Consider the following 26,297-nt stretch of genomic DNA (forward strand, 5'->3'; position numbering starts at 1 on the left):
CGATGATCCCGATGCCGCCTCGTTGCCGCACCGCGGCTCACGATAGACCCGCTCCTCGGCGCCGGATCGAGAACTGAACGATGGTCGAATCCCGATCGCGCCGATCGGTCAGGGTGGACGACGGCCGGGTCTCCGAATGTCGCCAGTAGGCTGGAGACGTGGCCCGTACCTCCGTCCTGTCGACCAGAGTGCTGCTGATCTGCGCAGCGATCGGTGTGGCAACGGGCATCCTCGGCGGCATCGCCGGATGGGTCACTCCCCTCCTCCTGGCCAGCCCGCTGCTGTTCCTCTACGGCCTCGTGCTGGGCTCGCACGTGCTGCCGGGCATCATCGCGCAGGAGGTGCTGCGGCTGCCGCTCGTGGCACTCATCACGCACGTGTTCGCCGCGCTCATCGCGAGCGCCTTCAACCCGGCGTGGTCGTTGCGGTTCATCGGCACGGCGCTGCTGTTCGGCCTCATCCAGGAAGGTGTCGCCGCCCTCACCCGCTATCGCTCCTGGGGTGCCTGGCGGTTCTTCGTCTCGGCGGTCGTGATCGGCGTCGTCGTGGCGGTGGCGGTGTTCTTCGCGGCGAACCTCGCGGTCCTGCCGCTCTGGGCCCAGCTGCTGTACCTGACGATCTCCGTGCTCGGCCCGGTGGCCTGGACGGCGATCGGCCTCGCCATCGGTTCGGCGCTGCGCACCGCCGGCGTCGCACGCCGCTGATCGCGGAGGTGCCCTGCTGGCAACACAGGTAAGGCTCAGCTAAGTTAGAGGCACACCCTCCGTCGAACCCGGGACCTGCCGTGCGCCCATCCGCGCCTCTCCTCCGCGTGCGCGAGCTCACCCTCACCCACGCGGATGCCGCGCATCCGTCGCCCCGTGACGTGACCTTCGACATCGAGCCCGGTGAGGTCGTGCTGTTGCTCGGCCCGTCCGGCTCCGGGAAGTCGACGCTCACGCTCGCCCTCAACGGCCTCATCCCGCACGCGCTCCCCGCGACCATGTCCGGCTCCGTCGAGGCCGGCGGTGTCGACACGACCACCGCGCACACCGCGACCCTCAGCACGCACGTCGCCATGGTCTTCCAGGACCCTGACGCCCAGATCGTCACGGGGACGGTGTACGACGAGGTGGCTTTCGGCCCCGAGAACCTCCTGCTCCCGCTCGGCACCGTGCGGGCCCGCGTCGAGGATGCGCTGCGGCGGGTGGGCCTGTGGGAGCGCCGGGACCACAACCCGGACCACCTGTCCGGCGGCGGCCGACAGCGTCTCGCCATCGCCTGCGCCCTCGCGATGGGCTCCCCTCTCATCGTGCTGGACGAGCCGACCGCGAACCTCGACCCGCAGGGGATCGACGACGTGTATGCGGCGCTGACCGAGGTCGTGGCCGCCGGGGACCGGGCGATCCTCCTCGTCGAGCACAACCTCGATGCGGCGATGCGCTTCGTCACGCGCACCGTCGTGCTCGACCGCGAGGGCCGGGTGGTCTTCGACGGTCCGGCCGCCGAGACCATCCGGGCGCATGCCGACGAGCTCGTGGCGATGGGGGTCTGGCTGCCCGCCGCGACGCTCGCTGCGCTCCGCCTCCGCGACCGGGGGATCGTCCTCGACCCGCTGCCGCTGACGCCCGAGGCACTGGCCGCGGCCCTGCCTGCCGGTCCGGCCCGCGCGTCCTCGATCCTCGCCGACGCTCCTCCCGCCGTCGACCGGGAGCCGATCATCCGGGCGCGCGGCCTCACCGTCTCGCGGCGCCGCACCGAGATCCTGCACGGGGTCGACCTCGACATCGCCGCGGGGAGTCTCACCGCGATCGTCGGGGCGAACGGCGCGGGCAAGACCACGCTGATCCAGGCCCTCGCGGGGGTCGTGCCCCCGCCGAAGGGCCGGGTCTCCGTCGACGGCATCGACCCGGGCACCGCCTCCCCCCGGGATCTCGCGGCCCGGATCGGCTTCGTGTTCCAGAACCCGGAGCACCAGTTCATCGCCGCCACCGTGTTCGACGAGCTCGCCCACGGGCTCCGGCTGCGCCATGTGGCGGACGACGAGGTCAGCGCTCGCGTGACGGAGATGCTCGAGCGGTTCGGGCTCACGCACAAGGCCGACGTGCACCCGTTCCTCCTCTCCGGCGGCGAGAAGCGACGACTCTCGGTGGGCACGGCCCTCATCACCCGTCCTCCCGTCCTCGCCCTCGACGAGCCCACCTTCGGGCAGGACCGCGCCAGGGCCGCCGAGCTCCTGGACCTGCTGGAGAGTCTCCGGGCGGACGGCACGACCGTCGTCATCGTCACCCACGATCTGCAGCTCGTCGCGGAGCACGCCACCGACACGGTCGTCCTCGCCGACGGGCGGGTCCGGGCCGCGGGCCCCACGGCGGCACTGTTCTCCGATCCCGCGATCCTCCCCTCCGCCGGGTTGCACGTCCCCGCCCTGCAGCGGGTGCTCGCCGAGGCCGGGTGGGAGGTGACACCGTGACGATGTCCACGCTCGATCCGTATGCGCCGCTCGCGGCCACCTCGCGGCGGCAGTTCCTCTACGGCCTCAATCCGTTGGCGAAGGTCGCCGGCTTCGCCCCCGCGATGCTGCTCCTCGTCTTCGTGCGCGACCTGGCCACCCCGGCCGCCTTCCTCGTGCTCGCGTACGTCCTCATCCTCGTCGGGGCGCGGGTGACGGGCCGCCTCCTCGCGCTGCTCCTGCTCGGTCTGCCCGCGGCCATGCTCGCGATCGGCGTCGGCTTCTCGCTGTGGGTCGACGCGGCCCTGGTCGCCGACACAGCCCCCGTCGTGACGATCGGCGACTGGACCCTCTACGGAGGCGCCCTCCTCATCGGCTTCGCCACGGCGCTCCGGCTCGGATCGATCGTCGCGCTCGCGCTGGTCGGCGGCCTCACCACCAGCGGCTCCGATCTCGTGCGTGCGAGCGTGCAGCAGCTGCGCGTGCCGTACCGCATCGGGTACACGGCCCTGGCCGCCTTCCGCTTCGTGCCCCGGTTCGGGCACGAGCTCGCCGTCATCCGCGCCGCGCACCGGGTGCGCGGTTACCACGGCGGCCGCGGCCCCTTCGCGCGGATCGCCCGCGGCTGGGGGTACATCGTCCCGCTGCTCGCGGGCGCCATCCGGCATGCGGAGCGCGTCGCCCTCGCGATGGACTCCCGAGCGTTCGGCGCGCATCCGACGCGGACCGAGCGGCACCTCGTGGCGTTCCGCACGAGGGACACCGTCTTCACCGTGGTCACGCTCGCCGTGTCAGCCGCGATCTTCGTCGTCTTCTTCCCCTGGCAGCTCCCCTGAAAGGTGCCCCATGGCGTTCAGCAAGATGGTCAAGCCGGAGACGGCCGAGCTCCTGCACCTCACGGTTCTCCGCACCGAACGGCTCGCGCCGCACTGGGTGCGGGTGACCCTGGGCGGCGGCGAGATCGACCGCTTCCGCCCGATGGGCTACGACCAGTGGTTCCGGCTGTTCCTGCCGATCGGCGGCGAGGCGGGGCTGGAGCGGGTGCCCGCGAAGGCGAACCGGATGTTCGGGTACCTGAAGTTCCTCCGCATCCCCGACGGCGAGCGCCCCGTGATGCGCAACTACACCGTGCGCGCCTACCGCCCGGCCACGGCCGAGATCGGCGCCGAGCTCGACGTCGACTTCGTCCTGCACGGCTCGGCGGCCGACGGCACCGCCGGTCCGGCGTCCCGATGGGCGGAGACGTGCACCCCCGGCGAGCACGTCCTCATCATCGACGAGGGCCTGACGTTCAACCCCGAGCGGGGCACCGACCGGGTGGTGCTCGTCGGCGACGAGACCGCCCTCCCCGCGATCGCGTCGATCAGCGCCTCCCTGCCGACCGACTCCTCGGGCACGGCGATCATCGAAGTCCCGTCCGCGGAGGACGCCCTGGAGTTCGCGCACCCGTCGGGGCTCGAAGTGGTGTGGGTCGTGCGGCCTCAGGAGATTCCGCCCGGGGCCCTCGCTCTGGACACCCTCGCTCGTACCACTCTGCCCGCCGCGCCGTTCCATGCCTACGCGGCGGGAGAGCAGGCGCTGGCCTCCGGCGTCCGCAAGCAGCTCGTCGGCGAGCGCGGCGTCGACAGGAACGCCGTCAGCTTCTGCGGCTACTGGAAGATCGGTGCCGCCTCCCCCGCCTCGAAGGCCGCCCGCGAGGCCGCCGCGGAGCCCCGCACGTAATCCCGGGGCACAGCTTCGGAGCTAAGACACGACACGCCGGGGCGGAGGAGGCCGCCCCGGCGCGTCGTCGGGAATCTCCGAAGTCGTGCTCGGAGACCGGACACGGGATGCGGGAACATCGCCCCGCACCCGCTCACTTCACACTGCCCTGCGTGAGCCCGCCGACGAGCCACTTCTGCAGGAACAGCGCCAGCAGGTAGATCGGGATCAGCCCGGAGAGGCTCGCGGCGGCCATCTGCCCGAACATCACCTCTCGACCGCCCTGCATGAGCGCGATACCCACGGGGAGCGTCTGGGAGTCCACGCTCTGCGTGAGCAGCAGCGGGATGAGGAAGTCGTTGTACGCGAGGATGAAGACGATGATCGACACCGCCACGATGCCAGGGGCCGTGAGCGGCAGGATCACCGCCCAGAGGGTGCGCAGCGGACCGCATCCGTCGATCTGCGCCGCCTCGTCGACCTCGAACGGGATCGAGCGGAAGAACCCGTCGAGCAGCCACACCGCCACCGGCGTGAGCAGCAGACCCTCGACGATGCCCAGCCCGATCACCGAGTCCATGAGCCCCGCGGTGCGCACCAGGACGAAGAGCGGGATGATCGCCACGATCGGCGGGGCGACGTACGCGGAGACGATGAGCCCGAGGGTCTGCTTCCCGCCGGCCCGCAACCGGGCCATCGCGTAGTTCGCCGGGATCGCCACGAGCAGCGACACGATCACCGCCCCGACCGCCGCCCCGATCGAATTGCGGAGGTAGGTGAGGATCGGCCAGTTCTCGAATGCGGCCACCCAGTTCTCGAACGCGAGGCGGGACGGGAGGATGCGCGTGGACAGGATGTCGTCCGGGCTCTTGAACGACATGCTCACCATGTACAGCACGGGCAGCAGCGCGAGGGCGATCGCGACGACGATCACGACGGCCTTCACCGCCGTGACGGTGGCGGACGGCCGGCCGGGCCGGGAGATGCTCGCGGTCCGACGGCGCCGCTGGCGACGGCGGGCGTCGGGAACCACGAGCGTGACGGTCGCGCTCTCGTCGACCCGATCCGTGGAGCGGAGTGTGAGCGACATGGTCAGCCCTCTCTGTGCAGCCGCTGCCGCACGGCGTTGAGCGGCAGGATGACGATGGTGACCAGCACCAGGAAGGCGATGGTCTGCGCGGCGGCGGCGCCGACGTCGAACGTCTGCAGCCCGGTCCGATAGATCTGGAAGCTGCTGACGGTGGTGTCGAAGCCCGGTCCGCCGCTGGTCATGATGAACACGAGGTCGAAGACCTTGAACGAGACGACGAGCTTGAGCAGCAGCACGGTGATGAGGCTCGGGAGCACGAGCGGGAACGTGATGCGCCAGAACGTCTGCCACAGCCCGGCACCGTCGACCTGGGAGGCCTCGTACACCTCGGTCGGCAGGGTCTGCAGAGCGGCGAACACGAGCAGCACGCAGAAGGGCGTCCACTGCCAGGCGTCCACCATGATCACGGAGATCATCGCCGCGGGGCTGGAGCCGAGGAACAGGAACGGCTCGGACCCGGGCGCGAACGACTGCCCGATGTTGTTGAGCAGTCCGCCAGTGGGAGCCAGCATGAGCTTCCAGATGACGCCGGCCATCACCGGCGGTGTCATCAGCGGCAGCAGGAGCAGCACCCGGATGACGCGGCCGCCCTTGACCGCGGCGTCCAGCGACAGGGCGACGACCAGCCCCGCCACGAGCGCGATCAGGGCGGAGGGGATGGCGAAGAGCAGCGACCTGCCGAGGGACGGGAGGGTGACCCCGTCCCCCAGCAGCGCCGCGAAGTTGTCGAACCCGACCCATTCGGTGAACGGCCGGCCCAGCGACGACTCCGAGAAGGAGGCGGCGATGATGTAGCCGAGCGGATAGATCGCGATGATCGCGATCGCGATGACGGCGGGCGCGAGCAGGGCGCGTCCCGTCCACGACGCGCGTCGGGCGCGGCGCCGGGAGGCGACGGGGTGCGACATGAGCGGTCCTTTCGGGTTCGACGACGGGGTCAGTCGGCCAGGGACTGCCAGGTGTCCCAGGTGTTCTGCATCGCCTGTTCGGCGGTGAGACCGCCCTGCAGCATCAGCGCCAGGTTGTCGCTGAGCGACTGGATCATCTCCGGCGCCTGCGGCGAGGTCGGCCAGGACTGCGCGTTGGGCAGCACCTCGGCGGCGACCGCCGAGACCTCGGGGGCGAACTCGACGTACTCCGGACTCTCCAGCGTGGAGGTGCGGGTGGGGTCGACACCGGAGCCGGTCGTCGTGATGAGCTTCTCGTTCGTCTCCTTCGACGAGGCGAACGCGACGAACTGCTTCGCGAGGTCCTCGTCGCTCGCGTTGGGGCTGATACCCATCGCCCATCCCGCGTTGAGCGCTCCGGAGACCTTGCCCTCGGGGCCCACCGGCAGCGGGGCGACGCCCCAGCCGTCGACGATCTTCGACTGCTCCGGGTCCTGCGCGAACACGCCCAGGTCGGTCCAGAACTCGATCATCCCGACCGACCCGGACAGGAACTGTGGCAGCGCCTGCTCGAATCCGATCTCCAGCGGACTGGGGAGGGCCGACGGCGAAGCATCGAGCATCGACTGCGCGGCGGCCACCGCGTACTCGGTGTCGAGCTGCGGCATCTGCGGGTCGATCGGGTCGGGCGACATCGTCGCGAGCCGGTTGAAGAACGTCGACCCGATGTTGAACGCGCTCTTCGAGCCGAGCAGCGCGTTGCCGTAGACGCCGTTCGCCTTCTCGGCGTCGGTGATCTTCTTCGAGACCTCGACGTACTCATCCCACGTGGTGGGGACCTCGACGCCGTTCCGCTCGAAGATCGCCTTGTTGTAGAAGAGCACGTGCGTGTCGCCGTCGATGGGCAGACCGTAGGTGGCGTCCTCGTACTGCGAGTACGGTCCGAAGATCGCCTCGATGAAGTCGCCGGAGTCGATGTCCTCGTCGGACTCGACCCAGTCGGTGATGTCGGCGATCGCCCCGGCGTCGGCAAGGGCGCCGACCGACGTGTACCAGTACTGGATGACGTCGTAGTTGTTGGTGCCGGACTGCGCGTCGAGGATCGCCTTGGTCTGGATCTGGTCGTAGGGGACGACCTCGACCTCGACCTCGACGCCGGTCGCGGCCTCGAAGTCTTTCTCGAGGATGGCCCCCGCGCCCTCCTGGGGTGCGGCGATGAGGACCTTCAGGGTCTTGTCGCCTCCGTCGCCGGAGGCGCCTCCCGCGTCCCCGCCGCAGCCGGCGAGCACGAGGCCCGCCGTGGATGCCAGGGCGATGACGGGAAGGGCACGGCGCACGAGGCGCGCGGTCGGAGAGGGGCGTCGTTGCCTGCTCATGGTGGTGTCCTTTCGGTGGTTCTTCTCGGGTGAGGGGGGAACATCAGTCGCCGGAGCGGGGGCCCGGCGTCCAGGGGCGGTCGACCTTGTCGCCGTCCACCCAGGGGGTCTTGACGAAGACCGCACGGAAGGTCTCGTCGAAGGGGTTGCGGACGAAGTGCTCCTCGTGGGGCTCGGCCCGCAGCACGTCGCCGGCGGAGACGACCCGACACGTGTCGCGGTCGAGCCAGATCTCCGCGCGGCCCTCGATCACGACGAAGGACTCCGTGTGGTGCTCGTGGAGGTGATTCGCGAACTCGTCCCCCGGGCGGAGCACGACGACGCCGAACGCCGCGTCCTCCCCCTGGGCGAGGTATCCCGGACCCCAGTCGCCGAACCGCAGCGCGGCATCGGCGGTCCGCAGCACGTCGGCGCTCATGCGGGCGCCGGGGCCTCGGTCGCCGCGCGGAACAGCTCGTAGGCGTCGGCGGGGTCGAGGTCGTCATGCACGACGGCGCGGACGGCGGTCATCATCGCGGCGGGGGCGGCGCTCTGGAAGATGTTGCGGCCCATGTCGACGCCGGCCGCCCCGGCCCGCACGGCACGGGAGGCCATGGTGAGCGCGTCGAGCTCCGGGAGCTTCTTGCCGCCCGCCATGATGACCGGGACCGGGCATCCGGCCACCACGTCCTCGAAGCCCTTCTCGCAGTAGTAGGTCTTGACCAGCTGCGCGCCGAGCTCGGCGATGATGCGGGTCGCGAGTCCGAGGTAGCGAGCGTCGCGGACCAGTTCCTTGCCCACCGCGGTGACGCCGAGCACGGGGATACCGGCCGCGTACCCCTGATCGACGAGGGTGGTGAGGTTGCGGATGCTGCGGCTCTCGTGCTCCCCGCCGACGAAGACCTGCACGGCCACGGCATCGGCGTTGAGACGGACGGCGTCCTCCATCGCCATCGCCGTGTACTCGTCCGAGAGGTCCTTGAGGATCGACGGCCCCCCGGAGGCACGGAGCACGAGCCCGGCACGCGTCGCCGGCGGAAGAGAGGTGCGCAGCGCGCCCCTGGTGCCCATCAGCGCGTCCGCCTGCGCGGCGAGCGGCGCGATGTTCAGGTCGATGCGCTCGAGTCCCGATGTCGGCCCCTGGAAGTAGCCGTGGTCGAAGGCGAGCATGACCGTGCGCCCGGTCTCCGGATCGAGGATTCGTGACAGGCGGTTCTGCATGCCCCAGTCGAGGTTGGCGGCGCCACGGATGTTCTGCGTGAACCGGACGCCGGGCGTCCCGACGTGGAACTGCTTGGCGTCGGCGTTGCCGTCGAGGTCTGCCATGGAGGTCTCCTTCGTGTTGTCGTCAGCCGGCGTGACCGACGGGCGAGAGGCGGGGGGTGGAGGGGTCGAGGGGGCCGCGGGCCGCCCCCGGCGGGGTGAAGAGCGGAGGGAGGTCGGGGCTCGAGATCGCCAGGACGTCGCGGTAGACGCGGTGCCAGCGCTCGGTGACCGCGCGGTACTGCTCGTGCTCGGCGGGATCGACCCGTTCGACCCGCTCGGCGTCGCCCATGGGCGGGAGCGTGGCGCCGACACCGGTAGCGGCCAGGCGGGCGGCACCGTATGACGTGGCCTCGGGGGCGGGGGTGACGCGCGTGTCCAGGCCGGTGACGCCGGCGATGATCCGCGGCCACAGCGTTCCCGCACTCGACCCACCGGTGAACGTCACGGTGCCGTCCGCGACCGCGCGGCCCGCGGTGAGGGCGGAGAGGATCTCGAGGTGCGCGCCGGCGACGATGGCCGCGGATTCCTCGATCGCCCGGATGAACGCCCCGCGGGACGACCCGGCGGCGTCGTTGATGTCGAACCCGACGAACGCGGGCGCGGTGTGGTGCCACGCGTCGGCCTGCATGACGTTCGCCATCGTGGCGACCACGCCGTTCGCACCGACCGGGACGTCGGCGGCCCACTCCTCCATGATGCGGAAGGCGGAGCGGCCCTCCGCGCGTCCGAGCGCCGCCGCGTCGGGGCACATCGCGTCCCGGAACCAGCGCATGGCGAGTCCCGACAGGAAGCCGATGCCCTCGATCATCCAGGTGCCGGGGTCGACGTGGCAGAGGGTGCGCAGACGGCGATCCGGGTCGACGAGGGGCTCCGCGACGACGGCCGTCGTCTGCCAGAACGTCCCGGCGACGATCGTCGGAGTCCCCTCTCGCGCCGCGATGCCGTGGAGGGCGAGCTGTGTGTCCGCCCCGCCGGCGACGACCGGGGTGCCGACGGGCAGCCCCGTCGCGGCCGCCGCCGCGGGCGTCACAGCGCCGACGACCTCGCCGGCCGCGACGACCGGGGGCAGGATGCGCCGGTCGATGCCGACGAGATCCGCAAGGTCGGCGGACCATCCCCGCGCGTGGAGGTCGAAGAGGGCGGAACTCGACCCGCAGGTCGGCTCGGTGACGAAGACGCCGGTGAGCCGGGTGGTGACCCAGTCGCTCAGCATGCCGAGGTGGCGCGCACGGGAGAGGACCTCCGGCTGGTGGCGCGCGATCCAGCGCAGCCGAGCCGGTGCCGTGATCGACACCCAGTCCCCGGCGGTGCGGTAGATCTCGTCCGCGACACCCTCCGCCACGAGCTCGTCGGCCTCGGCGCGGGCCCGCCCGTCCGTGTTCGGGCAGGCCCAGATCTCCGTGCCGGCCTCGTCGAACAGCACGAAGCCCTCACGCATGCTGGAGGCAGCGACGGCGGCGACGCGGCGGCCGTTCAGCCGCGCGACGACCTCGGCGACTGCGCCGGCGATGGCCGCCCAGCCGTTCGCGGTGTCGAAGGCCGTGCCGCCGGGGTGGCCCGGGATCGCGCGGTGGGTCCACTCCCGGGCGGCGTGGGTCACGAGCCGGCCCTCGATGTCGAAGGCCAGGGCGCGTGCGGAGCCGGTCCCGGCGTCGATCGCCAGGAAGACGTCGGTCAGCGCTCCCATCGCAGATCACCTCCTGCCAGGAACCGCTCGACTTCCGCGGCGAGCATGTCCGCACCGCGGGCGAGCGTCTCGTGTGTCGCTCCGGCCAGGTGCGGGGTGAGGACCAGGTTCGGCTCCGCGACGAGCTCTCGCCACGGTCCGTCGGGCTCGTTGACGTCGAGGGCGACGCCCGCGAGCTGTCCGGAGCGCAGCCCGTCCAGCAGTGCGTGCTCGTCGACGAGCGACTCGCGGGCGGTGTTGATGAGGAACGCGCCGCGCGGCATCCGCTCGATCTGCGCCCGGCCGATCAGGTGCCGGTTCTCGGCGGTCGCCCTGGCGTGCACGCTGACCACGTCGCTGGCGGAGAGCAGCGCGTCGAGGTCGCCCACGATCGTCGCATCGGTCACCGTCTCGGGATCGACGAAGGGGTCGTACGCCGTGATGACGGCCCCGAGGGCGCGAGCTCGCGCCGCGACCAGCCGGGCGACGTTGCCGTAGCCGATGAGCCCGAGGCGCAGCCCCTTGACCTCGCGTCCGAACCACCGGGCGCCCTCGAACGTCGATTCGGCGAGCGGACGCCCGTCCGCCACCCGGTCGTCCACGTCCTGAAGGGAGGCCGGCACGTTGCGCACCAGAGAGATGAGAAAGCCGATGGTGAGATCCGCGACGGCGTCGGCGTTCTTGCCCGGCGTGGTCGTCACGCGGACGCCGGCTCCGCGGGCCGCGTCGAGGTCGACGTTCACGGGGCCGCCCCGCGCGCAGCCGAGGAGACGGAGGTCGGGCAGGGCCGCGATGACCTCGGCGGTGACGGGGGCGGCGTGGAAGGCGACGACGTCGTACCCCGCGGCGAGCCGGGCGACCTCGGCCGGATCGCCCTCGAACTCGCGGATCGCGGCGGTGTCCCAGGTGGGCTCCGCGATCGCCATCGTGACCGCGTCGGTCTCGATCCCCCGCTCCCGGAAGGCGCGGGTGAAGACCTCGGCGGTCATGTAGCTATCGCCGATGACGAGGATGCGGTGGTCGGTCATGCAGGGCTCCCGGGGGATCGAGGGACGGGGAAGGGGTCAGCGGAGCGCGGCCGGGTATCGGCCGGAAGCGGTCTCGTTCGAGATGCCCGCCGCGTCGAAGCCGGTGTCGACGCTCACGCGCAGACGGTCGGTCCGCACGGAGGCGCGGGAGATGTCGATGGGCTGCCCGCTCTGGTCGTAGGCGACGGCCTCGACCACGACGATCGGATGCCCCGGCTCGACCTCGAGCAGTCCCGCGAGCATCCGGTCGGCCGAGACGGCCTCGATCGTGCGGTGCATGCGCGCGATCCGCACGCCGGTGACGCGGGAGATCGCGGCGTAAAGGCTGGCCCGGGGGTCGCGGAGGTCGGGAAGGACACCGACGAAGCGCGTGGGCAGGTAGTTGATCACGTGGACGGCCGTGCGGGCGCCGACGGCGCGCACGCGCTCCAGCACGAAGCCCATGCCGTCGGGCGAGTCGCGACCGACCACCGCGGCGGCCCAGGACGGCAGCGGTTCGATCCCTCCGCGGAGGATCTCGGAACTCAGGGCGCTGCGTCCGTCCTCGCTGTACTCGCCGAGCAGGCTCGGCGCGGAGGGCAGCGTCCAGGCGGACGGCCCCTGGGCACGCTCGACGAACGCGCCCTTGCCCTGCTGCCGGGAGATGATCCCGGCGCTCTCGAGACGAGACAGCGCATCGCGGACCGAGGTCCGGGAGGCGGCGAAGTGCGCGCGCAGTTCGCTCTCGCTCGGCAGGCGGTCCCCGGGCGCCCAGGCGCCCTGGGCGATCTGCCCCTCAACGGCGCGCATGATCTGGAACCAGATCGGAGCCGTCGACGTACGGTCGAGCTGCGGCAGGGTGAGCGTGGACATTCCGGCCTCTTCGGTGAGCGGGTGCGAGGACATCGGCGTCCTCGAGCCGGACGTTGCCTGTCCGGACATGTATCGATCATGGACCAGCACATGTATCCCCTGAAGAGACAAGTCAGAAGAAAGTCGGCCCCTTGGCCGGGATCCCGATTATCCGATCACCATCAGGCTTTTCTTCACAGGGCGTCGATCCCGGAACCGGCGCACCGCACGGCCGGCCGTCCCCGCCGACGCCACTCGTCGATACAAGTGGGGCCGCACTCATCCGCCCCCAGACGGAAAACGCACCCTCGGGATGTTCCGAGGGTGCGTTTCTCCTGCGGCCCGCCGCGCGGGCCCTGCGTCAGCGCTTGCCGGCGATCTGACGCCCGACGATCTCGCGCATGATCTCGTTCGTGCCGCCGTAGATGCGGTGCACACGGGCGTCGAGGAAGGCCCGGGCGATGGGGTACTCGGTGATGTAGCCGTAGCCGCCGTGGAGCTGGACGCCGGCGTCGAGCACCTCCCACTCACGCTCGGTCGCCCAGAACTTGACCTTCGCGGCTTCTTCCGCCGAGAGCCTGCCGTCCTTGTAGGCCAGCAGCGCGCGGTCGATGAAGGCCCACAGCGCGTCGACCGTGGCGGACATGTCGGCGATGGTGAAGCGGCTGTTCTGGAAGTCGATGATGCGCTCCCCGAAGGCCTCGCGGTCCTTGGTGTACGCGACGGTCCAGTCGAACGCGGCCTGCGCGGCGGCGGCTCCGGCCACGCCGATCGAGAGGCGCTCGAGCGGCAGGTTCATCATGAGCTGGATGAAGCCCTTGCCCTCGACGCCGCCGATGAGGTTCTCCTCCGGCACGAACACGTCGCTGAACGACAGCTCGGCGGTGTCATGGCCGTGGAAGCCCATCTTGGACAGCTTCTTGCCGTTGTCGAATCCCTCCATGCCCTTCTCGATGAGCACGAGGCTGAACGCGTCGGGACGGTTGCCCTCGCCGGTCTTCACGAACGTGACGACGAGGTCGGCGGTCGCGCCCGATGAGATGAACGTCTTCGCGCCGTTGACGATGTAGCCGCCGTCCGTCTTCTTCGCCGTGGTCTTGATGCCGCGGAGGTCGGAGCCGGCGCCGGGCTCGGTCATGGCGAGCGCGCCGACGACCTCACCGGTGGCCATGCGGGGCAGCCACTTCTCCTTCTGCTCCTGCGTGCCCATGTGCACGAGGTACGGCACGGCCAGGTCGTCCTGGATGCCGAAGGCCCCGGCGAGCGATCCCGCTCCGGCCGCGATGACCTCTTCGTTCACGATCGCGCGGAAGCGGTAGTCCTGCAGCATTCCGGCGCCGCCGAACTCCTCCGGCACGGAGAGCCCGATGATGCCGGCCTCACCCGCGGCGCGCATCGTGGCGCGGTCCACCTCGCCGGCGGCGTCCCACTTCTCGATCGCCTCGTGCGTGACGTGGCGCTTGACGAAATCCTTGACGAGGTCGCGGAATGCCTCGTGATCCTCTTCGTAGATGTCGCGTTCCATGCCGTCCTCCCGAACGTGTCGTGCGTCGTTGCTCCGGCGAGTCTACGGCGGGAACACGGGGCAGGACAGGCGATTGTGAGAATGCATCCCATCGTGGGTGGGACTGGGTATCGCCTTTGTGGAATGCCTCAGTGCGAGCGGATCACACCCCTGCCGCGCCGGCTCAGTGGTCGTAATCGGGCGCCGCCGGGAGCCCGAAGAACTCCTCCAGCGTGTGATAGCCGCCTTCGTGATACGCCGCCGCGAGCTCCCTGCCGACGTAGCGCAGGTGCCAGGGCTCCGGGGCGTACCCGGTGACGGGCGTGCCGACCTGTTCGTAGCGCACGATGAACCCGTACTCCCAGGCGTGCGCCGCCACCCACTCGCTCTGACGCGTCGCGCCGAAGCCGTCCAGACCGCCGCAGCCGTCATCACAGGCCACGACGTCGAGGGCGAGACCGGTCTGATGCTCGCTGTGACCCGGTCGCGCCGAGCCGGCATCCGCGTCCGCCTGCCCCTGGTCCCGCACGTGCGCACCGTATGTCGCGACCTGGAGGCCGTAGGAACGGTAGCCGTTGTTCGCGCCAATGCGTCCGACCCCGGCCGCCCCGGCGGCGTCCGCCATGCGCCCGGCGGCGTCGGCGACCTCCGCGCGCACCCGGCCCGACGGGGTCGTCATCTGCAGCGGCACCTGGCTCAGTCCTTCGGGTTCGTAGGCGGCGGGTTCGAGCGGACGCCCCTTGTTGACCACGACCCAGATCCGGGCGGGATCGCTGAGCGAGACACAGGGTGCATTACCGGCGATCACCGCCTCACGGAAGCGCGCTCCACCGCCGAACCCCGCGACGGTGGCGGCGTCGTCCCCGGCCGCGATCGCAGCCTGCACCACGGGGTCGGCGCAGGGGTCCGCCGCAGGGGTCGCCGTGTTCTGCACGGTCGGTACCTGCATCACCGCGACGGGGCGCGGGAGCGGTGGGGATGCCACGGGGGTCGCGGCCGCCCCGGTGAGCGAGAGCACCACGCCGATCGCGGTCACCGCCAGCCCGACCGGCAGGGCCGGTCCGAAGATCGGGGAGCGCGGCGCCGCATGCTGAGCGTACGGCGAGGAGGGCATGCCCCCATTCTTCCATTCGAACATCAGTGCCACACTCACTTGACTTCAATTCGATTCTTTGTTCGACTGGGAGGATGCGGTGGCAGGGACAGAAACTCGCGGACAGCGACGAGGCGGCATTGCCGGGCCTCGAGAACCGTTCGAGCGTCCTCCGCACGGTGACCACACCGGAGTTCGCCGGCATGACGTTCCACGAGGTGCTGTCGAAGTCAGCGCTCAACCACGTCCCCGGGGCGTCGCGCATGCCCTTCGCCTGGACCATCAACCCCTATCGCGGCTGCTCCCATGCGTGCACCTACTGCTTCGCCCGGGGCACGCACGAGTACCTCGACCTCGACGGCGGCGCGGACTTCGACACCCAGATCGTCGTCAAGGTCAATGTCGTCGAGGTGCTCGAGCGGGAGCTGCGCCGCGGGAGCTGGCAGCACGAGACAGTCGCCCTCGGTACGAACACCGACCCGTACCAGCGGGCCGAGGGGCGCTACGCCCTCATGCCCGGCATCATCGAGGCGCTGGCCGCGTCCGGCACCCCGATGTCGATCCTGACGAAGGGCACACTGATCCGTCGGGACATCCCGGTGCTGAAGAAGGCGGCGCAGCGTGTGCCGGTCGACGTGCAGATGTCGATCGCGATGTACGACGACGCGCTGCAGAAGGCGATCGAGCCGGGCGCCCCGACCACGCAGGCCCGCCTCGACACGGTGCGCGCCCTCGCCGACGCCGGCTTCCCCGTCACGGTGTTCCTCATGCCGATCATGCCGCATCTGACCGACTCCCTTCCCGCGATCGACGACGCCCTCCGCCGTATCAAGGCCGCCGGAGCGCGGAGCGTGATCTACGGGGCCCTGCATCTGCGTCCGGGAGTCAAGCCGTGGTTCTTCCAGTGGCTTGGTGAGAACCGTCCCGATCTCGTGTCGTCGTATCGCGGGCTGTATCCCGGGGCGTCCGTCGAGGCACCGAAGCCGTACCGGCAGTGGCTCGCCAAGCGCGCTCGCCCCCTCATCCGGATGCACGGGCTCGACGGCCGGCACGAAGACGACTATCCGCGGCGCGGGTCCCGCCCGGGCCAAGGGCATGTCCAGACGGAGACGCCGCCGGCCGGGCCGGTCATGTTCACGCCGAGCGGCCGCGCGGCCGCCGCCCCGCCGCAGCCGATGCTGTTCTGACCCGGTCGGCCGGAGGGCGCGGCTCCGCGTAGGCTCGAGGATCATGGCGATCGGTTCGACAGTCCACACGTTCGAGATGCAGCTCGCCGACACCGATCGCGGGGTCTACGAAGACGTCTCGCTCCGGGCCGCCCGGCATCCGTCCGAGACCGACGCGTACATGCTCACCCGGGTCCTCGCCTACGGGCTCGAGTTCGCGGAGGGCGTCGCGTTCGGCGGCAGCGTCTCCGACACGGAGGAGCCCGCGGTGCTCGTGCGCGACCTCACGGGCCGAGTCACCGTCTGGATCGAGGTGGGCGCTCCCGATGCCGCGCGGCTGCATCACGCCTCCCGCCTCGCAGACCGGACAGTGGTCTACACGCACCGCGACCCGGCCAAGGTCATGGCGCCGTGGGCCGACAAGCGCATCCATCGTTCCGAGGACATCCGGGTGTACAGCTTCGACCCCGGCTTCATCGAGAGCGCCACGCCCCACCTCGACCGCCGGAACACCCTGACCCTCACGGTCACCGAGCGCGTCCTCTACCTCGACCTCAACGGCACGTCCCTGGCGACCACCCTCCACGAGCACACCCTCCCCTGACACCCCGGCTTCCCGCGCACCCGCCCGGCGCCGAGTGCGAAAAGGCCCCGGAGACCGAAGTCTCCGGGGCCTTTCTGATCCCGAACGCGTCAGGAGGTGAGTTCCGCGGCGGACGGCACGCGCCCCGCGATCTCCTCGATCACGTCGTCGTCCACGCGCGCCTGCTCGAACGGCGCCTCGATCTCGGCGCGACCGAGCAGCTCGGTCATCCGACGCTGGCGCTGCCGCGTGATGAGCGTGACGACCCGGCCCGAGCGCCCCGCGCGACCGGTGCGACCCGAGCGGTGCAGGTACGTCTTGTACTCGTCCGGCGCGTCGGCCTGGACCACGAGGTCGATGTCGTCGACGTGGATGCCGCGCGCGGCCACATCGGTGGCCACGAGGACGTTCACCCGGCCCGAGGTCAGCTTCTCCAGGTTCCGCGTGCGCTTGGCCTGGTTGAGGTCGCCGTGCAGCGAGACCGCGGGGATGCCCGCGTCATCGAACTGGTCGGCCAGCATGTCGGCGTAGGCACGGGTGCGGGCGAAGACCAGGGTCTTGCCCTCGCGGTCGACGAGCGAGGTGAGGATGTCGGCCTTGTCACGGTGCTCGATGACGAGCACCCGGTGCTCGATCGTGCTGGAGCCCTGGTCTTCGCCCGCGACCTCGAACACGGCGGGGTCGACGAGGAACTCGTCCACGAGCGCCGCGACCTCGCGGTCGAGCGTCGCGGAGAACAGGAGCTTCTGGCTGCCCTCGGCCGTGCGGCGGAGGATGCGCTGGACGGGCTCGACGAACCCGAGCTCGCACATGTGGTCGGCCTCGTCGAGCACCGCGATCCGGCAGTCCGACAGGTCGAGCTTGCCCTGGTTCATCAGGTCCTCGACGCGGCCGGGGGTGCCGATGACGATGTCGACGCCCTTCTTCAGCGCGCCCACCTGACGACCCTGCGGCACACCGCCGTAGATCTGCGTCGTGAACAGGCCCACGCTCCGGGCGATCGGCTGGATGGTCCGGTCGATCTGCAGCGCGAGCTCGCGCGTCGGGGCGAGGATGATCGCGCGCGGCGAGCGGCCGAACTCGCGACGCTTGCCCGCCTGCGACTTCAGCACCCGCTCGACGAGCGGCGCGCCGAAGGCGATGGTCTTGCCGGAGCCCGTGCGGCCGCGGGCGAGCACGTCGCGCCCCTCGAGGACGGCGGGGATGCTCGCCGCCTGGATCGGGAACGGCGTCGCGGCCCCCATGCCGTTCAGGGTCTCGGTGATGTTCGAGCCGAGGCCGAGATCGGCGAACGTGATGCCCTCGACCTCGACGGCCTGCACGGCCTGCGCCTCGAGGCGCTCGTGGACGACGTCGTCGGCCTGCTCGAACGCCGCCTTCGGCTTCGCGTTCCAGTCGTTGCGGGTCGGACGCTCGTCGCGGCGGGGGCGCTCGTCCCGACGCGGACGCTCGGTACGGTAGGCCCCGCCGGTCGACGGCCGCTCGCGCCCGCCCTCGAAGGAGTGCTGCGTGCGGTCGCGGTCGAAGGCGCGGCGGGCACGGGCGGCGTCGTAGGAGCGGTCGGCCCCCTGGTCGTTGCCGCGGGCGCGGTCGCCCCCGCGGTCATCGCGCCGCGGACGGTCGTCGCGGTCGAAGCGCGGACGCTCGTTCCGGCGATCGTCGAAGCGCGGGCGGCCCCCGTCGCGGTGGTCGCCGTCGCGGAAGCCCTGTCGCTGCGAGCCGCCGCGGTCGTCGCGCCGCGGACGGTCGTCGAAGCGGCCGGCCCCTGCGCGGTCGTTGTACCGCGGACGCTCGGAGCGGTCGTCGAACCGGCCGGCGCCTGCGCGGTCGTCGCGGCGGTGCGGGGCCTCGCGGCGTCCGGACTCCGCACGGTTGCGGATGCTGCGGGCCTCGTCGCGGCCGGCGCGCTCCTGAGAGCTCCACCGACGCTTCGGCGCACCGGACTCGGTCTCCTCCGGGCGATAGCCGCGGTGGCCGGGGCTGCGGCTGCCGGGGCGGCGGTCGTACCCGCCGGTCACCCGGGAGTCGCGGTCCTCGCGAGCGGGACGCTCGTCGCGGGCCGTGTCCCGACCACCGGTCGGTCGGTGGCGGTCGTGGAACGAGGTCTTCTTGGCGCCGTAGCGCGGCTCGAAGTTCGCGGCGGCGCGACCGCCGCGGGGCTTCTTGTTCTTGGGCATTCGGGTGTCCTTCTTGCGTTCTCGCACGAGAACAGCGCTGCGCGCACGCGCGAGCACTCCGATCCAGCGGAGTCCGGACGATCTGCGGCCGGGGCCATTCCTGTGATGGTTGATTCGCGTCGATCGACGCGCACCATCGGCCCCTGGACTCACACTTCACACACTGAAAAACGTCCGCGCCCTGCGCGGGTGTCCGAAGCCGACCGCCCCAGTCTACCCGGCGACCCTGGGAGACCCCCGCACTCCGGCGGCCTGCGGCACTACGATGTCGAGGTGAACTCCGTCTCTCCCACCGGCACCCAGGTCCACCTCCGCCTCGGCGACGTGACCGCGCAGATCGCCCAGGTCGGCGCCTCGCTCCGTGGCCTGCGCATCGGCGAGGTCGACCTCGTCTCGCCCTACCCGCTCGACGTCCCGACGCCATCATGCTCAGGAGTCGTGCTGACGCCGTGGCCCAACCGGGTGCGGGACGGCCGCTGGGACGACGAGGGCACCGTCCGTCAGCTCGCGATCAGCGAGCCGAAGACCACCACCGCCAGCCACGGGCTCCTGCGCTACACCGCCTACGCGGTCGAGCAGACGGAGGGAGCCGCGACCCTGCGCGCGACCGTCTTCCCGCAGACCGGCTACCCGTACCTGATCGAGACGTCCGTCGCGTACGTCCTCACCGCGGACGGCATCGAGGTCACGCACACGCTCACCAACTGGTCCGACTCGGCGGCTCCGGTCGCGCTCGGCACGCACCCGTTCCCGACGATCGGCGACGTCGACCCGCACGACCTCGTCCTCCGCGTCCCGGCCCACACCGTGTTCGAGACGGACGACCGCATGCTCCCGACCGGCACCCGTCCCGCCGACCCCGACCTGCGCGAGGGCGTCCGAGTCGGCGACGTCTCGCTCGACACCGGGTTCACGGACCTCGTGCGCGACCCCGACGGCCGCGTGCGGCACACCCTCACCGCGCCCGACGGCCGGACCGTCACGCTCTGGCAGGGCGAGGGCTTCGACTTCGTGCAGGTGTACACCGCGACGAACTACCCCGGAACCCCGCTCGCCGTCGCGATCGAGCCGATGACCGCTCCGGCGGACGCGTTCAACAGCGGCCTCGGGGTGCGCCGTCTGGCTTCTGGCGAGACCTGGACGCTGGAGTGGGGCCTCTCCTTCGCTTGACCGCGGTTCACAACTCAGGAGAACACACGCGGAAAGGCCCCGATCCTCGTCTCACCGACGGAATCGGGGCCTTTCTCCTGAGTTGTGAACGCTCGGCTACTCGCCGTGGTTCTCGCGCAGCTCTCGGCGGCTGACCGGTGTGCCGTCCGCATGGACCGGAACCGGGGCGGCATCCTCGTGGTGCTCGCCCTTGCGGGCCCGGCGGCGCTCCCGCGCCCCCTCGACCAGGTTGTACAGCGTCGGCAGCACGATGAGCGTCAGCACCGTGGAGGAGACGAGTCCGCCGATCACCACGATGGCCAGCGGCTGGGAGATGAACCCGCCGTGCCCCGTGATCCCCAGCGCCATCGGGGTGAGGGCGAGGATCGTGGCGAGCGCTGTCATGAGGATCGGGCGCAGACGCTTCTCCCCACCCGCCATCACGGCATCCGCGGTCGACAGCCCCTTCTCCCGATACTGGTTGACCAGGTCGACGAGCACGATCGCGTTCGTCACCACGATGCCGATGAGCATCAGCACGCCGATCAGCGAGGCCACGCCCAGCGGCACGCCCGTGACGATCTGCAGCAGGATGGCTCCGGTCGCCGCGAACGGCACCGAGATCAGCAGCAGGAGCGGCTGCCGCAGCGACTTGAACGTCGCCACCATCACCACGTACACGATGAGGATCGCGGCGAGCATCGCGAGGCCGAGCTGCGCGAACGAATCGGCCTGCTGCGAGGCGACGCCGCCGACCTCGGCCGAGGCGCCGTCCGGGAGGTCCGCCGCGGCGAGCGCCTCGGTGACCGACTGGGTGGCGACCGCGAGGTTGTCCGATGCGGGCGGCACGGTGACGGTCGCGGTGCGGCGTCCCTGCTCGGTGGTGATCGAGGTGGGGCCGTTGCGCTGCTCGACGGTCGCGATGTCCTGCAGCGGCACGATGCCCGCCGCGGTGGGGATCGCGAGCTGCTGGAGCGCGGCGACGGTCGTCGGCGGCTCCGGGTTGACGAGGTACACCGTCAGCGCGGTGTCGTCGATCTCGACCGATCCGATCTGCTGCGGACGCATCGTGTTGGACACGATCGACCCGACGGCGACCTCGGACAGTCCGACCCGCGCGGCGGCCTCGCGGTCCACGACCACGGCGATGTACGGCAGGGCCTCGGCGAGGTTGTCCGTGACCTGCCCGATGCCCTCGCGGCCGTCGAGCTCCTCCACCACGGCGGAGGTCGCGGTGGCGAGGTCGTCGCCGTTCGCCGCCGTCACGGTGATCTCGATGTCGCTGGAGCCGAAACCGGCGGACGCCGCGACGTTGACCTCGCCGACCTCGTCGCCGAGGCCGTCGATGGCATCCTGCACCTCGGCACGCAGCTTCTCCTGGTCGGCGTCGCCGTCGGTGAGGACCGAGTAGGTGATCCCCGCGCCGCCGGAGAACGCGTCGCGCAGCGCGGAGCCGCTCGACCCGATGGAGGCCTGCACGTGCTCGATGCCGTCGATGTCGAGAAGGGCCTCCTCGACGGGGGCAGCGGCATCGGACTTCGCCTGCAGGCTCGCGGTCGGCCCGAGGTCCTGCGTCACGGTCATGGTGTTCTGACCGGAGTCGCTGAGGAAGTTCACCTTCATCAGCGGGGCGGCGGCGAGCGTCCCGGCGAGGACCACTACCGCGAGTGCCACCGTGATGCCCGAGTGCTTCAGCGTCCAGCCGAGGATGGGGCGGTAGCCGCGCTGCAGCCGCGTCGGCGGGGCCGCCGGGTCCTCCGGGTCGATCGCGTTCCCGCTCTCGTCGAGGAGCGGCTTGCCGGGCTTGAGGAACCAGTACGCCAGCACCGGCACGATCGTCAGAGCCACGAAGAGCGAGGCGACCATGGCGATGGTGACCGTCATCGCGAACGGACGGAACAGCTCGCCCACCATGTCGCCGACGAACACGATCGGCAGGAACACCGCCACGGTCGTGATGGTCGACGCGGTGATGGCCGCGGCGACCTCGCGCACCGCGAGACGGATCGCATCGCCCTTGTCCGCGCCGCCGACGTAGTGGCGCTTGATGTTCTCGATCACCACGATGGAGTCGTCGACCACGCGGCCGATCGCGATCGTGAGCGCCCCGAGGGTCAGCACGTTCAGCGAGTAGCCGAATGCCTGCAGCCCGATGAAGGTGATGAGAACGGACGTCGGGATCGAGATCGCGGTGACGAGCGTCGAGCGCACCGACATCAGGAACACGAGGATCACGAGCACGGCCATCACGAGGCCGAGCAGACCCTCCGTGGCGAGGGTGTCGATCGACTGCACGATGAACGGTGCCTGGTCGAACACGACCGTGAACTCGGCGTCCGGGAGCGCTTCCCCGATCTCGTCGAGCGCGGCCAGCACCCCCTGCGACACCTCGACCGTGTTGGCGGCGGGGAGCTTGGTGATGGAGATCGACAGGGCATCCTCGCCGTCGACCCGGGAGATCGAGGTCACCGGGTCCGACACCTGGGCCACCGTCGCGACGTCGCCGATGGTCACCGCGGTACCGACGAGAGGCAAGGCGGCGATCTCGTCGACCGAGGTGATCTTGGCGCCGGTCTGCACCGTGAGGGTCTCGCCGTCCTCGGTGATCTCACCGCCGGGGAAGAGGGTGCCGTTCTGCTGCAGCGCGGTGCTGATCGCCTCGCTGCTCTGCCCGGCCGCGGCGAGCTTCGCGAGGTCGGGGGTGATGGTGATGCGCTGTCCGACGCCGCCGACGATCTCCGCCGCGTTCACCCCGTCGACGTCCTCCAGATCGGGGATCGCGACGCTCTCCAGCTGCGCCTGGGCGTTGTCCGCGTCCTCGAAGCCCGTGACCGCGACCTGGATCACCGGGAAGTCGTCGATCGACACCGAGAGCACCTGCGGCGTGACGTCCTCCGGGAGCTGCGAGGAGATGCGGTTGATCGCCTGCTGGATCTTCTGCTCCGCGGTCGCGAGGTTGGTGCCGTACGAGAACATCGCCTGCACGATCGAGGCGTTGGTCGTGCTCGTCGCGGTCGTCGACTCCAGGTCGGGCACGCCCTGGATGGCGGACTCGATCGGCGTCGAGACGTCGTTCTCGACCACCTCGGGCGAGGCGCCGGGGTAGGTGGTCATGACCACGAGCGCCGGCAGCTCGAGCGACGGGATGAGCTCCTGCTTGAGGTTGGTCAGCGCGAGCCCGCCGAACACCGCGGCGACGATCGTCACGAGCGCGATGAGGGCGCGGTTCTTCAGGCTGAGGATGGCGAGTTTCGACAAGGCGGGGTCCTCGGTGTCAGGGGGTGGCGGTCGCTGCGGATGGGAGGGAGAGGGGTACTCCGAGGATCCGCGCCAGTGCGGATTCGAGGAAGGACTGTTCGAGTTCGACGTCGCGGATCTGCGTGCTCCACATGACGCCGTCGATGAAGATCATCGCCGCTCGGGCCCGGTCGGCGCCATAGGTCGGCTCCAGGAGGTCGACGAGGCGGTCGGACAGGTGGCGCGCGAGCTGGCGCAGACGCGGATCGTGCACGGCTGCCGTGACCACGGCTCGATCCGCCTGCACCGCGTGGCCGTCGTGGATGCTGTCGTACACGAGCGCCGCGATGACGTCGGCCCCGGCTCCCCGTTCGGCGAGGGTCTGCCGTACTCCGTCGAGTCGGCATTCGATCTCGTCCGCGAGCGCTCGGAAGGCGGCGGTGCGCAGGTCGTCGAGGGTGTCGAAGTACTGGGTGGTCGCCCCGAGCGGCACTCCGGCTCTGGCGGCCACCATCCGATGCGTGATGGCGTCGGCCCCGACCTCGACGATCAGCTCGGCCGTGGCGGTGACGATCTCCCGACGACGCGCTTCGGGGTCACGCCGCCGACGCGCGCTCTCCACCATCGCTCACCCCCTGGACACCCGTACATGTACGTTTGTACATTCGCTCCGGTGTGAACTCCCTGAGAACGGCCGCCCGCTTCTTTCCTGTCTCCCCGCCGTGCCGGATCACTTCCGCACCCCGCACCCCCGTTCCCGGTCCCTTTTCGCGCTCTCACGGGTGGGAATCTCCTCCCGTGATCGAAAACGTTCCGGGGTGGGGGGCGGAGGAGGGGGTCAGGCGGCGGAGGAAGACGGGGCGGAGGAGGGGGTCTGGCCGCGCTCGAAGTAGGCGACGAGATCGGGGTCGAGCGGGGGGACGGCGATCGCGGAGCCGTCACCCCGGAGGGACGCGGTGGCGAGGATGCCGGCGGCCACGGCCTCGCGCGCCGCGACGGGAGAGGTCGCCGTGAGACCCCCGTGCCGCACGAACCGGAGGAACTCGGCCACGAGCAGCGCGTCGGCACCGTCGTGTCCGGCGTCGGGCACCTCGGGCACGACGAACACCTCGTCCGCGTCGGCCGCCCCGGCATGCCGACGGTTCCACAGCTTCACCTCGCTGCCGGCCACGTCGCCGAAGTTCTCGATGCGCCCCTCGGTGCCGATCACGGTGTAGTTCCGCCAGTAGTCCGGGGTGAAGTGGCACTGCTGGTACGAGGCGAAGATCCCGCCCTCGAGCCGCAGGTTCACCATCGAGATGTCCTCGACGTCGACCACAGGGTGGAGTCCGGTGAGCGCGGTCGGCGGCCAGTTGTCCATGCTGAACCAGTCGGGCATCCGCTCACCCGTGCGGTCCCGCCGGTCGGTGATGTCGCCGTAGACGCTGAGGCCGCCCATCGCCGCCACCTGCTCGGTGTACGCCCCCGCCAGCCAGTGGATGATGTCGAGGTCGTGCGCTCCCTTCTGCAGGAGGAGTCCGGTGGTGCGGCTCCGGTCGGCGTGCCAGTCTTTGAAGTAGAAGTCGCCGCCGTGCCCCACGAAGTGCCGCACCCACACGGCCTTCACCTGCCCGATGCGCCCGGCCTGGATGAGCCCGCGCATGAGCGTGATCACGGGCATGTGCCGCATGTTGTGGCCGATGTAGAGGCGGGTCCCGGTCCGTCGCGCCGTCTCCAGCATGCGGTCGGCGTCGGCGAGGTTGATCGCGAGGGGCTTCTCGCAGAAGACGGGCACCCCGGCCTCCAGCGCCCGGATGGTCAGCGCGGCGTGCGTGTCGTCCGGGGTCAGCACCATGACCGCGTCGACCCCGGACGCGAGCAGCTCGTCGAGGGAGTCGGTGATGAGGGCGTCGGGGACGAGCGCCCTGGCGTCCTCGCGGGCACGCGGGGCGAGGTCGCAGACGGCGGTGATACGGGAGCCGTGGTCCGGCCGATGCACCTCCTCCTGAAGGGTGGAGCGCGCGCCGAAGCCGATGATGCCGATGTGGAGGTCCAACAGAAGTCCTTCGTGAAAGGGGGGGGAAGAAGAGGGGGCGGCTCAGCGACCGCGGGCAGCCGGGGCGTCGAGATCGGTCGAGCCGCCGGGGACGAGGGCCCAGGGGAACTCGTGCAGCGCACCGGGTGAGGGGTCGCTCTCGAGCGCCTTCTCGACGATGATCCGCGCCTGCCGCTCGTAGAAGTCCGTCGGGCCGACGGTGGTGAGGGTGGGGGCGATGAGCCGGGCGTCCGGGGTGTTCCCGACGCCGACCACCGCGACGTCGTGAGGCACGCGGAGCCCGAGCATGTGGGCGGCGTTGATCGCGGCGATCGCGGCGAAGTCGGTCGTCGCGTACACGGCGTCCGGGCGGTTCTCCTGCGACAGCAGCTCGATCGCGGCGGTGAACGCGCTGGCCTGCGTCTCGGCATAGGTCACGGTCCATGCCGGGTCCGGGGAGATGCCGGCAGCCGCGAGCTTCTCGACATACGGCGTGTACCGCGTGACCTGCGTGGCCGCGAGGCGGACGGCGCCCTCCGCGGCGATGCAGCCGATGGCCGCGTGCCGCTCCAGCAGGTGGTCCATCGCGAGCTCGCACCCCGGGATCGCGTCCGAGCGGATGACGTCGAACCCGTCCGGCTCCAGATGCTCCGAGAACACCACGAGCCGCTGGCCGCGCTTGACGAGGTCGCCCAGCCGTCGGGCGTCCTCCTCGTCCAGCCCGACGCCGTCGAGGTATGCCACGTCGCTCTCGACGCGGTCGAGCGCCGCGTGCCAGTCGCCGTCGGCGAGGATCAGCGTCGTGAGCCCGTGTTTGTTCGCCTCGGCGTTCACGGCGTCGGCCACCGCCAGCGACCACGGATCGCTCAGCATGTGGAGGGAGAGCTGTACCATGCCGCTGCGACCGGTGCGGATCGCCCTGGCCGCCGTGTTCGGACGGTAGTTGAGCTCGTCCGCGGCCGCGAGCACCCGGGCCGCGGTCGCCTCGGCCACGCCGGCCCCGCTGGCACCGGCGCGGCCGGAGAAGACGTACGACACGGTCGCGGTCGACACCCCGGCACGTTCGGCCACCATCCGCAGCGTCGGTCGGCGGCTGGGGGCGTGCTCACGCTGTGCCAT

The 26,297-nt window shown here is 70.9% G+C and carries 22 protein-coding genes; 7 read left to right on the top strand and 15 right to left on the bottom strand.

Going from position 1 to position 26,297, the window contains the following annotated elements:
* Positions 1-158 precede the first annotated feature (158 nt).
* The 4 genes from M4D53_RS06455 to M4D53_RS06470 all read left to right on the top strand — a co-directional run bounded on the left by M4D53_RS06455 (position 159) and on the right by M4D53_RS06470 (position 4,153).
* Positions 159-704, top strand: a complete 546-nt coding sequence (locus M4D53_RS06455; RefSeq protein WP_187663132.1) for an ECF transporter S component — start codon at positions 159-161, stop codon at positions 702-704.
* Positions 705-784: 80 nt separating this feature from the next.
* Complete coding sequence (locus tag M4D53_RS06460; RefSeq protein WP_259952803.1) at positions 785-2,452, top strand: ABC transporter ATP-binding protein; 1,668 nt, start codon at positions 785-787, stop codon at positions 2,450-2,452.
* A 2-nt stretch (positions 2,453-2,454) separates the two neighbouring features.
* Complete coding sequence (locus M4D53_RS06465; RefSeq protein WP_259952805.1) at positions 2,455-3,267, top strand: energy-coupling factor transporter transmembrane component T; 813 nt, start codon at positions 2,455-2,457, stop codon at positions 3,265-3,267.
* 10 nt (positions 3,268-3,277) lie between these two features.
* Positions 3,278-4,153, top strand: a complete 876-nt coding sequence (locus tag M4D53_RS06470) for a siderophore-interacting protein (RefSeq protein WP_259952807.1) — start codon at positions 3,278-3,280, stop codon at positions 4,151-4,153.
* A gap of 133 nt (positions 4,154-4,286) precedes the next feature.
* Here M4D53_RS06470 and M4D53_RS06475 read toward each other — a convergent pair whose 3' ends face one another.
* From M4D53_RS06475 to M4D53_RS06520, 10 genes are all read right to left on the bottom strand, one after another.
* Positions 4,287-5,222, bottom strand: coding sequence for a carbohydrate ABC transporter permease (locus M4D53_RS06475; protein WP_259952809.1), 936 nt, complete (start codon positions 5,220-5,222; stop codon positions 4,287-4,289).
* Positions 5,223-5,224: 2 nt separating this feature from the next.
* The gene (locus M4D53_RS06480; RefSeq protein WP_259952811.1) at positions 5,225-6,130 is read right to left on the bottom strand and encodes a carbohydrate ABC transporter permease; all 906 of its coding nucleotides are present in this window, start codon (positions 6,128-6,130) and stop codon (positions 5,225-5,227) included.
* Between the two features lie 29 nt (positions 6,131-6,159).
* Positions 6,160-7,485 carry an ABC transporter substrate-binding protein gene (locus M4D53_RS06485; protein WP_259952813.1) on the bottom strand — a complete coding sequence of 442 codons (1,326 nt, stop codon included), beginning with the start codon at positions 7,483-7,485 and terminating at the stop codon, positions 6,160-6,162.
* Positions 7,486-7,528: 43 nt separating this feature from the next.
* Positions 7,529-7,903, bottom strand: coding sequence for a cupin domain-containing protein (locus M4D53_RS06490; protein ID WP_259952815.1), 375 nt, complete (start codon positions 7,901-7,903; stop codon positions 7,529-7,531).
* Entirely contained in the window at positions 7,900-8,790 is an 891-nt protein-coding gene (lsrF, locus tag M4D53_RS06495) for a 3-hydroxy-5-phosphonooxypentane-2,4-dione thiolase (RefSeq protein WP_259952819.1), read from the bottom strand. The genes M4D53_RS06490 and lsrF overlap by 4 nt, the downstream gene beginning before the upstream one ends.
* A gap of 22 nt (positions 8,791-8,812) precedes the next feature.
* Positions 8,813-10,417, bottom strand: a complete 1,605-nt coding sequence (locus M4D53_RS06500; protein ID WP_259952824.1) for an FGGY family carbohydrate kinase — start codon at positions 10,415-10,417, stop codon at positions 8,813-8,815.
* Entirely contained in the window at positions 10,405-11,424 is a 1,020-nt protein-coding gene (locus M4D53_RS06505) for an NAD(P)-dependent oxidoreductase (RefSeq protein WP_259952825.1), read from the bottom strand. Before M4D53_RS06505 ends, M4D53_RS06500 begins: the two co-directional genes overlap by 13 nt.
* A 36-nt stretch (positions 11,425-11,460) precedes the next feature.
* A complete protein-coding gene (locus M4D53_RS06510) occupies positions 11,461-12,276 on the bottom strand; it encodes a GntR family transcriptional regulator (protein WP_161973074.1) in 816 nt (271 codons plus the stop codon).
* 340 nt (positions 12,277-12,616) lie between these two features.
* The gene (locus tag M4D53_RS06515; RefSeq protein ID WP_187663129.1) at positions 12,617-13,780 is read right to left on the bottom strand and encodes an acyl-CoA dehydrogenase family protein; all 1,164 of its coding nucleotides are present in this window, start codon (positions 13,778-13,780) and stop codon (positions 12,617-12,619) included.
* A gap of 163 nt (positions 13,781-13,943) precedes the next feature.
* On the bottom strand, positions 13,944-14,873 hold the full coding sequence (locus M4D53_RS06520; protein ID WP_259952830.1) for a M15 family metallopeptidase: 930 nt from the start codon (positions 14,871-14,873) through the stop codon (positions 13,944-13,946).
* 74 nt (positions 14,874-14,947) lie between these two features.
* On the opposite strand from M4D53_RS06520, the gene M4D53_RS06525 reads away from it, so the two are divergent.
* Together M4D53_RS06525 and M4D53_RS06530 are read left to right on the top strand one after the other, a co-directional pair.
* Entirely contained in the window at positions 14,948-16,039 is a 1,092-nt protein-coding gene (locus M4D53_RS06525; protein WP_259952831.1) for an Rv2578c family radical SAM protein, read from the top strand.
* Positions 16,040-16,082: 43 nt separating this feature from the next.
* Complete coding sequence (locus M4D53_RS06530) at positions 16,083-16,622, top strand: YaeQ family protein (protein WP_259952836.1); 540 nt, start codon at positions 16,083-16,085, stop codon at positions 16,620-16,622.
* Between the two features lie 89 nt (positions 16,623-16,711).
* On the opposite strand, the gene M4D53_RS06535 is transcribed toward M4D53_RS06530, so the two are convergent.
* The gene (locus M4D53_RS06535; RefSeq protein ID WP_259952844.1) at positions 16,712-18,778 is read right to left on the bottom strand and encodes a DEAD/DEAH box helicase; all 2,067 of its coding nucleotides are present in this window, start codon (positions 18,776-18,778) and stop codon (positions 16,712-16,714) included.
* Positions 18,779-19,051: 273 nt separating this feature from the next.
* Between M4D53_RS06535 and M4D53_RS06540 the strand changes: the two genes are divergently transcribed.
* Positions 19,052-19,948 (top strand): aldose 1-epimerase family protein, encoded by an 897-nt coding sequence (locus tag M4D53_RS06540; RefSeq protein WP_259952847.1) that lies wholly within the window; start codon positions 19,052-19,054, stop codon positions 19,946-19,948.
* A 96-nt stretch (positions 19,949-20,044) separates the two neighbouring features.
* Here the strand turns inward: M4D53_RS06540 and M4D53_RS06545 are convergent, their stop codons facing one another.
* From M4D53_RS06545 to M4D53_RS06560, 4 genes are all read right to left on the bottom strand, one after another.
* Positions 20,045-23,185, bottom strand: coding sequence for an efflux RND transporter permease subunit (locus M4D53_RS06545; RefSeq protein ID WP_259952849.1), 3,141 nt, complete (start codon positions 23,183-23,185; stop codon positions 20,045-20,047).
* 16 nt (positions 23,186-23,201) lie between these two features.
* The gene (locus M4D53_RS06550) at positions 23,202-23,789 is read right to left on the bottom strand and encodes a TetR/AcrR family transcriptional regulator (RefSeq protein ID WP_187663122.1); all 588 of its coding nucleotides are present in this window, start codon (positions 23,787-23,789) and stop codon (positions 23,202-23,204) included.
* Between the two features lie 213 nt (positions 23,790-24,002).
* Positions 24,003-25,199, bottom strand: a complete 1,197-nt coding sequence (locus M4D53_RS06555; RefSeq protein WP_259952852.1) for a Gfo/Idh/MocA family protein — start codon at positions 25,197-25,199, stop codon at positions 24,003-24,005.
* A 42-nt stretch (positions 25,200-25,241) separates the two neighbouring features.
* Positions 25,242-26,297 (bottom strand): LacI family DNA-binding transcriptional regulator, encoded by a 1,056-nt coding sequence (locus tag M4D53_RS06560; RefSeq protein ID WP_187663121.1) that lies wholly within the window; start codon positions 26,295-26,297, stop codon positions 25,242-25,244.

It is taken from the genome of Microbacterium meiriae (assembly GCF_025143875.1).
Classification (GTDB): Bacteria; Actinomycetota; Actinomycetes; order Actinomycetales; family Microbacteriaceae; genus Microbacterium; species Microbacterium meiriae.

Bases quoted from the DNA above. Each gene is read 5' to 3' on its own strand.
- M4D53_RS06490 (WP_259952815.1), bottom strand. From the start codon at position 7,903: ATGAGCGCCGACGTGCTGCGGACCGCCGATGCCGCGCTGCGGTTCGGC.
- M4D53_RS06510 (WP_161973074.1), bottom strand. From the start codon at position 12,276: ATGTCCACGCTCACCCTGCCGCAGCTCGACCGTACGTCGACGGCTCCG.
- M4D53_RS06530 (WP_259952836.1), top strand. From the start codon at position 16,083: ATGGCGATCGGTTCGACAGTCCACACGTTCGAGATGCAGCTCGCCGAC.
- lsrF (WP_259952819.1), bottom strand. From the start codon at position 8,790: ATGGCAGACCTCGACGGCAACGCCGACGCCAAGCAGTTCCACGTCGGG.
- M4D53_RS06535 (WP_259952844.1), bottom strand. From the start codon at position 18,778: ATGCCCAAGAACAAGAAGCCCCGCGGCGGTCGCGCCGCCGCGAACTTC.
- M4D53_RS06485 (WP_259952813.1), bottom strand. From the start codon at position 7,485: ATGAGCAGGCAACGACGCCCCTCTCCGACCGCGCGCCTCGTGCGCCGT.
- M4D53_RS06520 (WP_259952830.1), bottom strand. From the start codon at position 14,873: ATGCCCTCCTCGCCGTACGCTCAGCATGCGGCGCCGCGCTCCCCGATC.
- M4D53_RS06480 (WP_259952811.1), bottom strand. From the start codon at position 6,130: ATGTCGCACCCCGTCGCCTCCCGGCGCCGCGCCCGACGCGCGTCGTGG.
- M4D53_RS06560 (WP_187663121.1), bottom strand. From the start codon at position 26,297: ATGGCACAGCGTGAGCACGCCCCCAGCCGCCGACCGACGCTGCGGATG.
- M4D53_RS06470 (WP_259952807.1), top strand. From the start codon at position 3,278: ATGGCGTTCAGCAAGATGGTCAAGCCGGAGACGGCCGAGCTCCTGCAC.
- M4D53_RS06500 (WP_259952824.1), bottom strand. From the start codon at position 10,417: ATGGGAGCGCTGACCGACGTCTTCCTGGCGATCGACGCCGGGACCGGC.
- M4D53_RS06525 (WP_259952831.1), top strand. From the start codon at position 14,948: ATGCGGTGGCAGGGACAGAAACTCGCGGACAGCGACGAGGCGGCATTG.
- M4D53_RS06475 (WP_259952809.1), bottom strand. From the start codon at position 5,222: ATGTCGCTCACACTCCGCTCCACGGATCGGGTCGACGAGAGCGCGACC.
- M4D53_RS06505 (WP_259952825.1), bottom strand. From the start codon at position 11,424: ATGACCGACCACCGCATCCTCGTCATCGGCGATAGCTACATGACCGCC.
- M4D53_RS06465 (WP_259952805.1), top strand. From the start codon at position 2,455: ATGTCCACGCTCGATCCGTATGCGCCGCTCGCGGCCACCTCGCGGCGG.
- M4D53_RS06550 (WP_187663122.1), bottom strand. From the start codon at position 23,789: ATGGTGGAGAGCGCGCGTCGGCGGCGTGACCCCGAAGCGCGTCGTCGG.
- M4D53_RS06515 (WP_187663129.1), bottom strand. From the start codon at position 13,780: ATGGAACGCGACATCTACGAAGAGGATCACGAGGCATTCCGCGACCTC.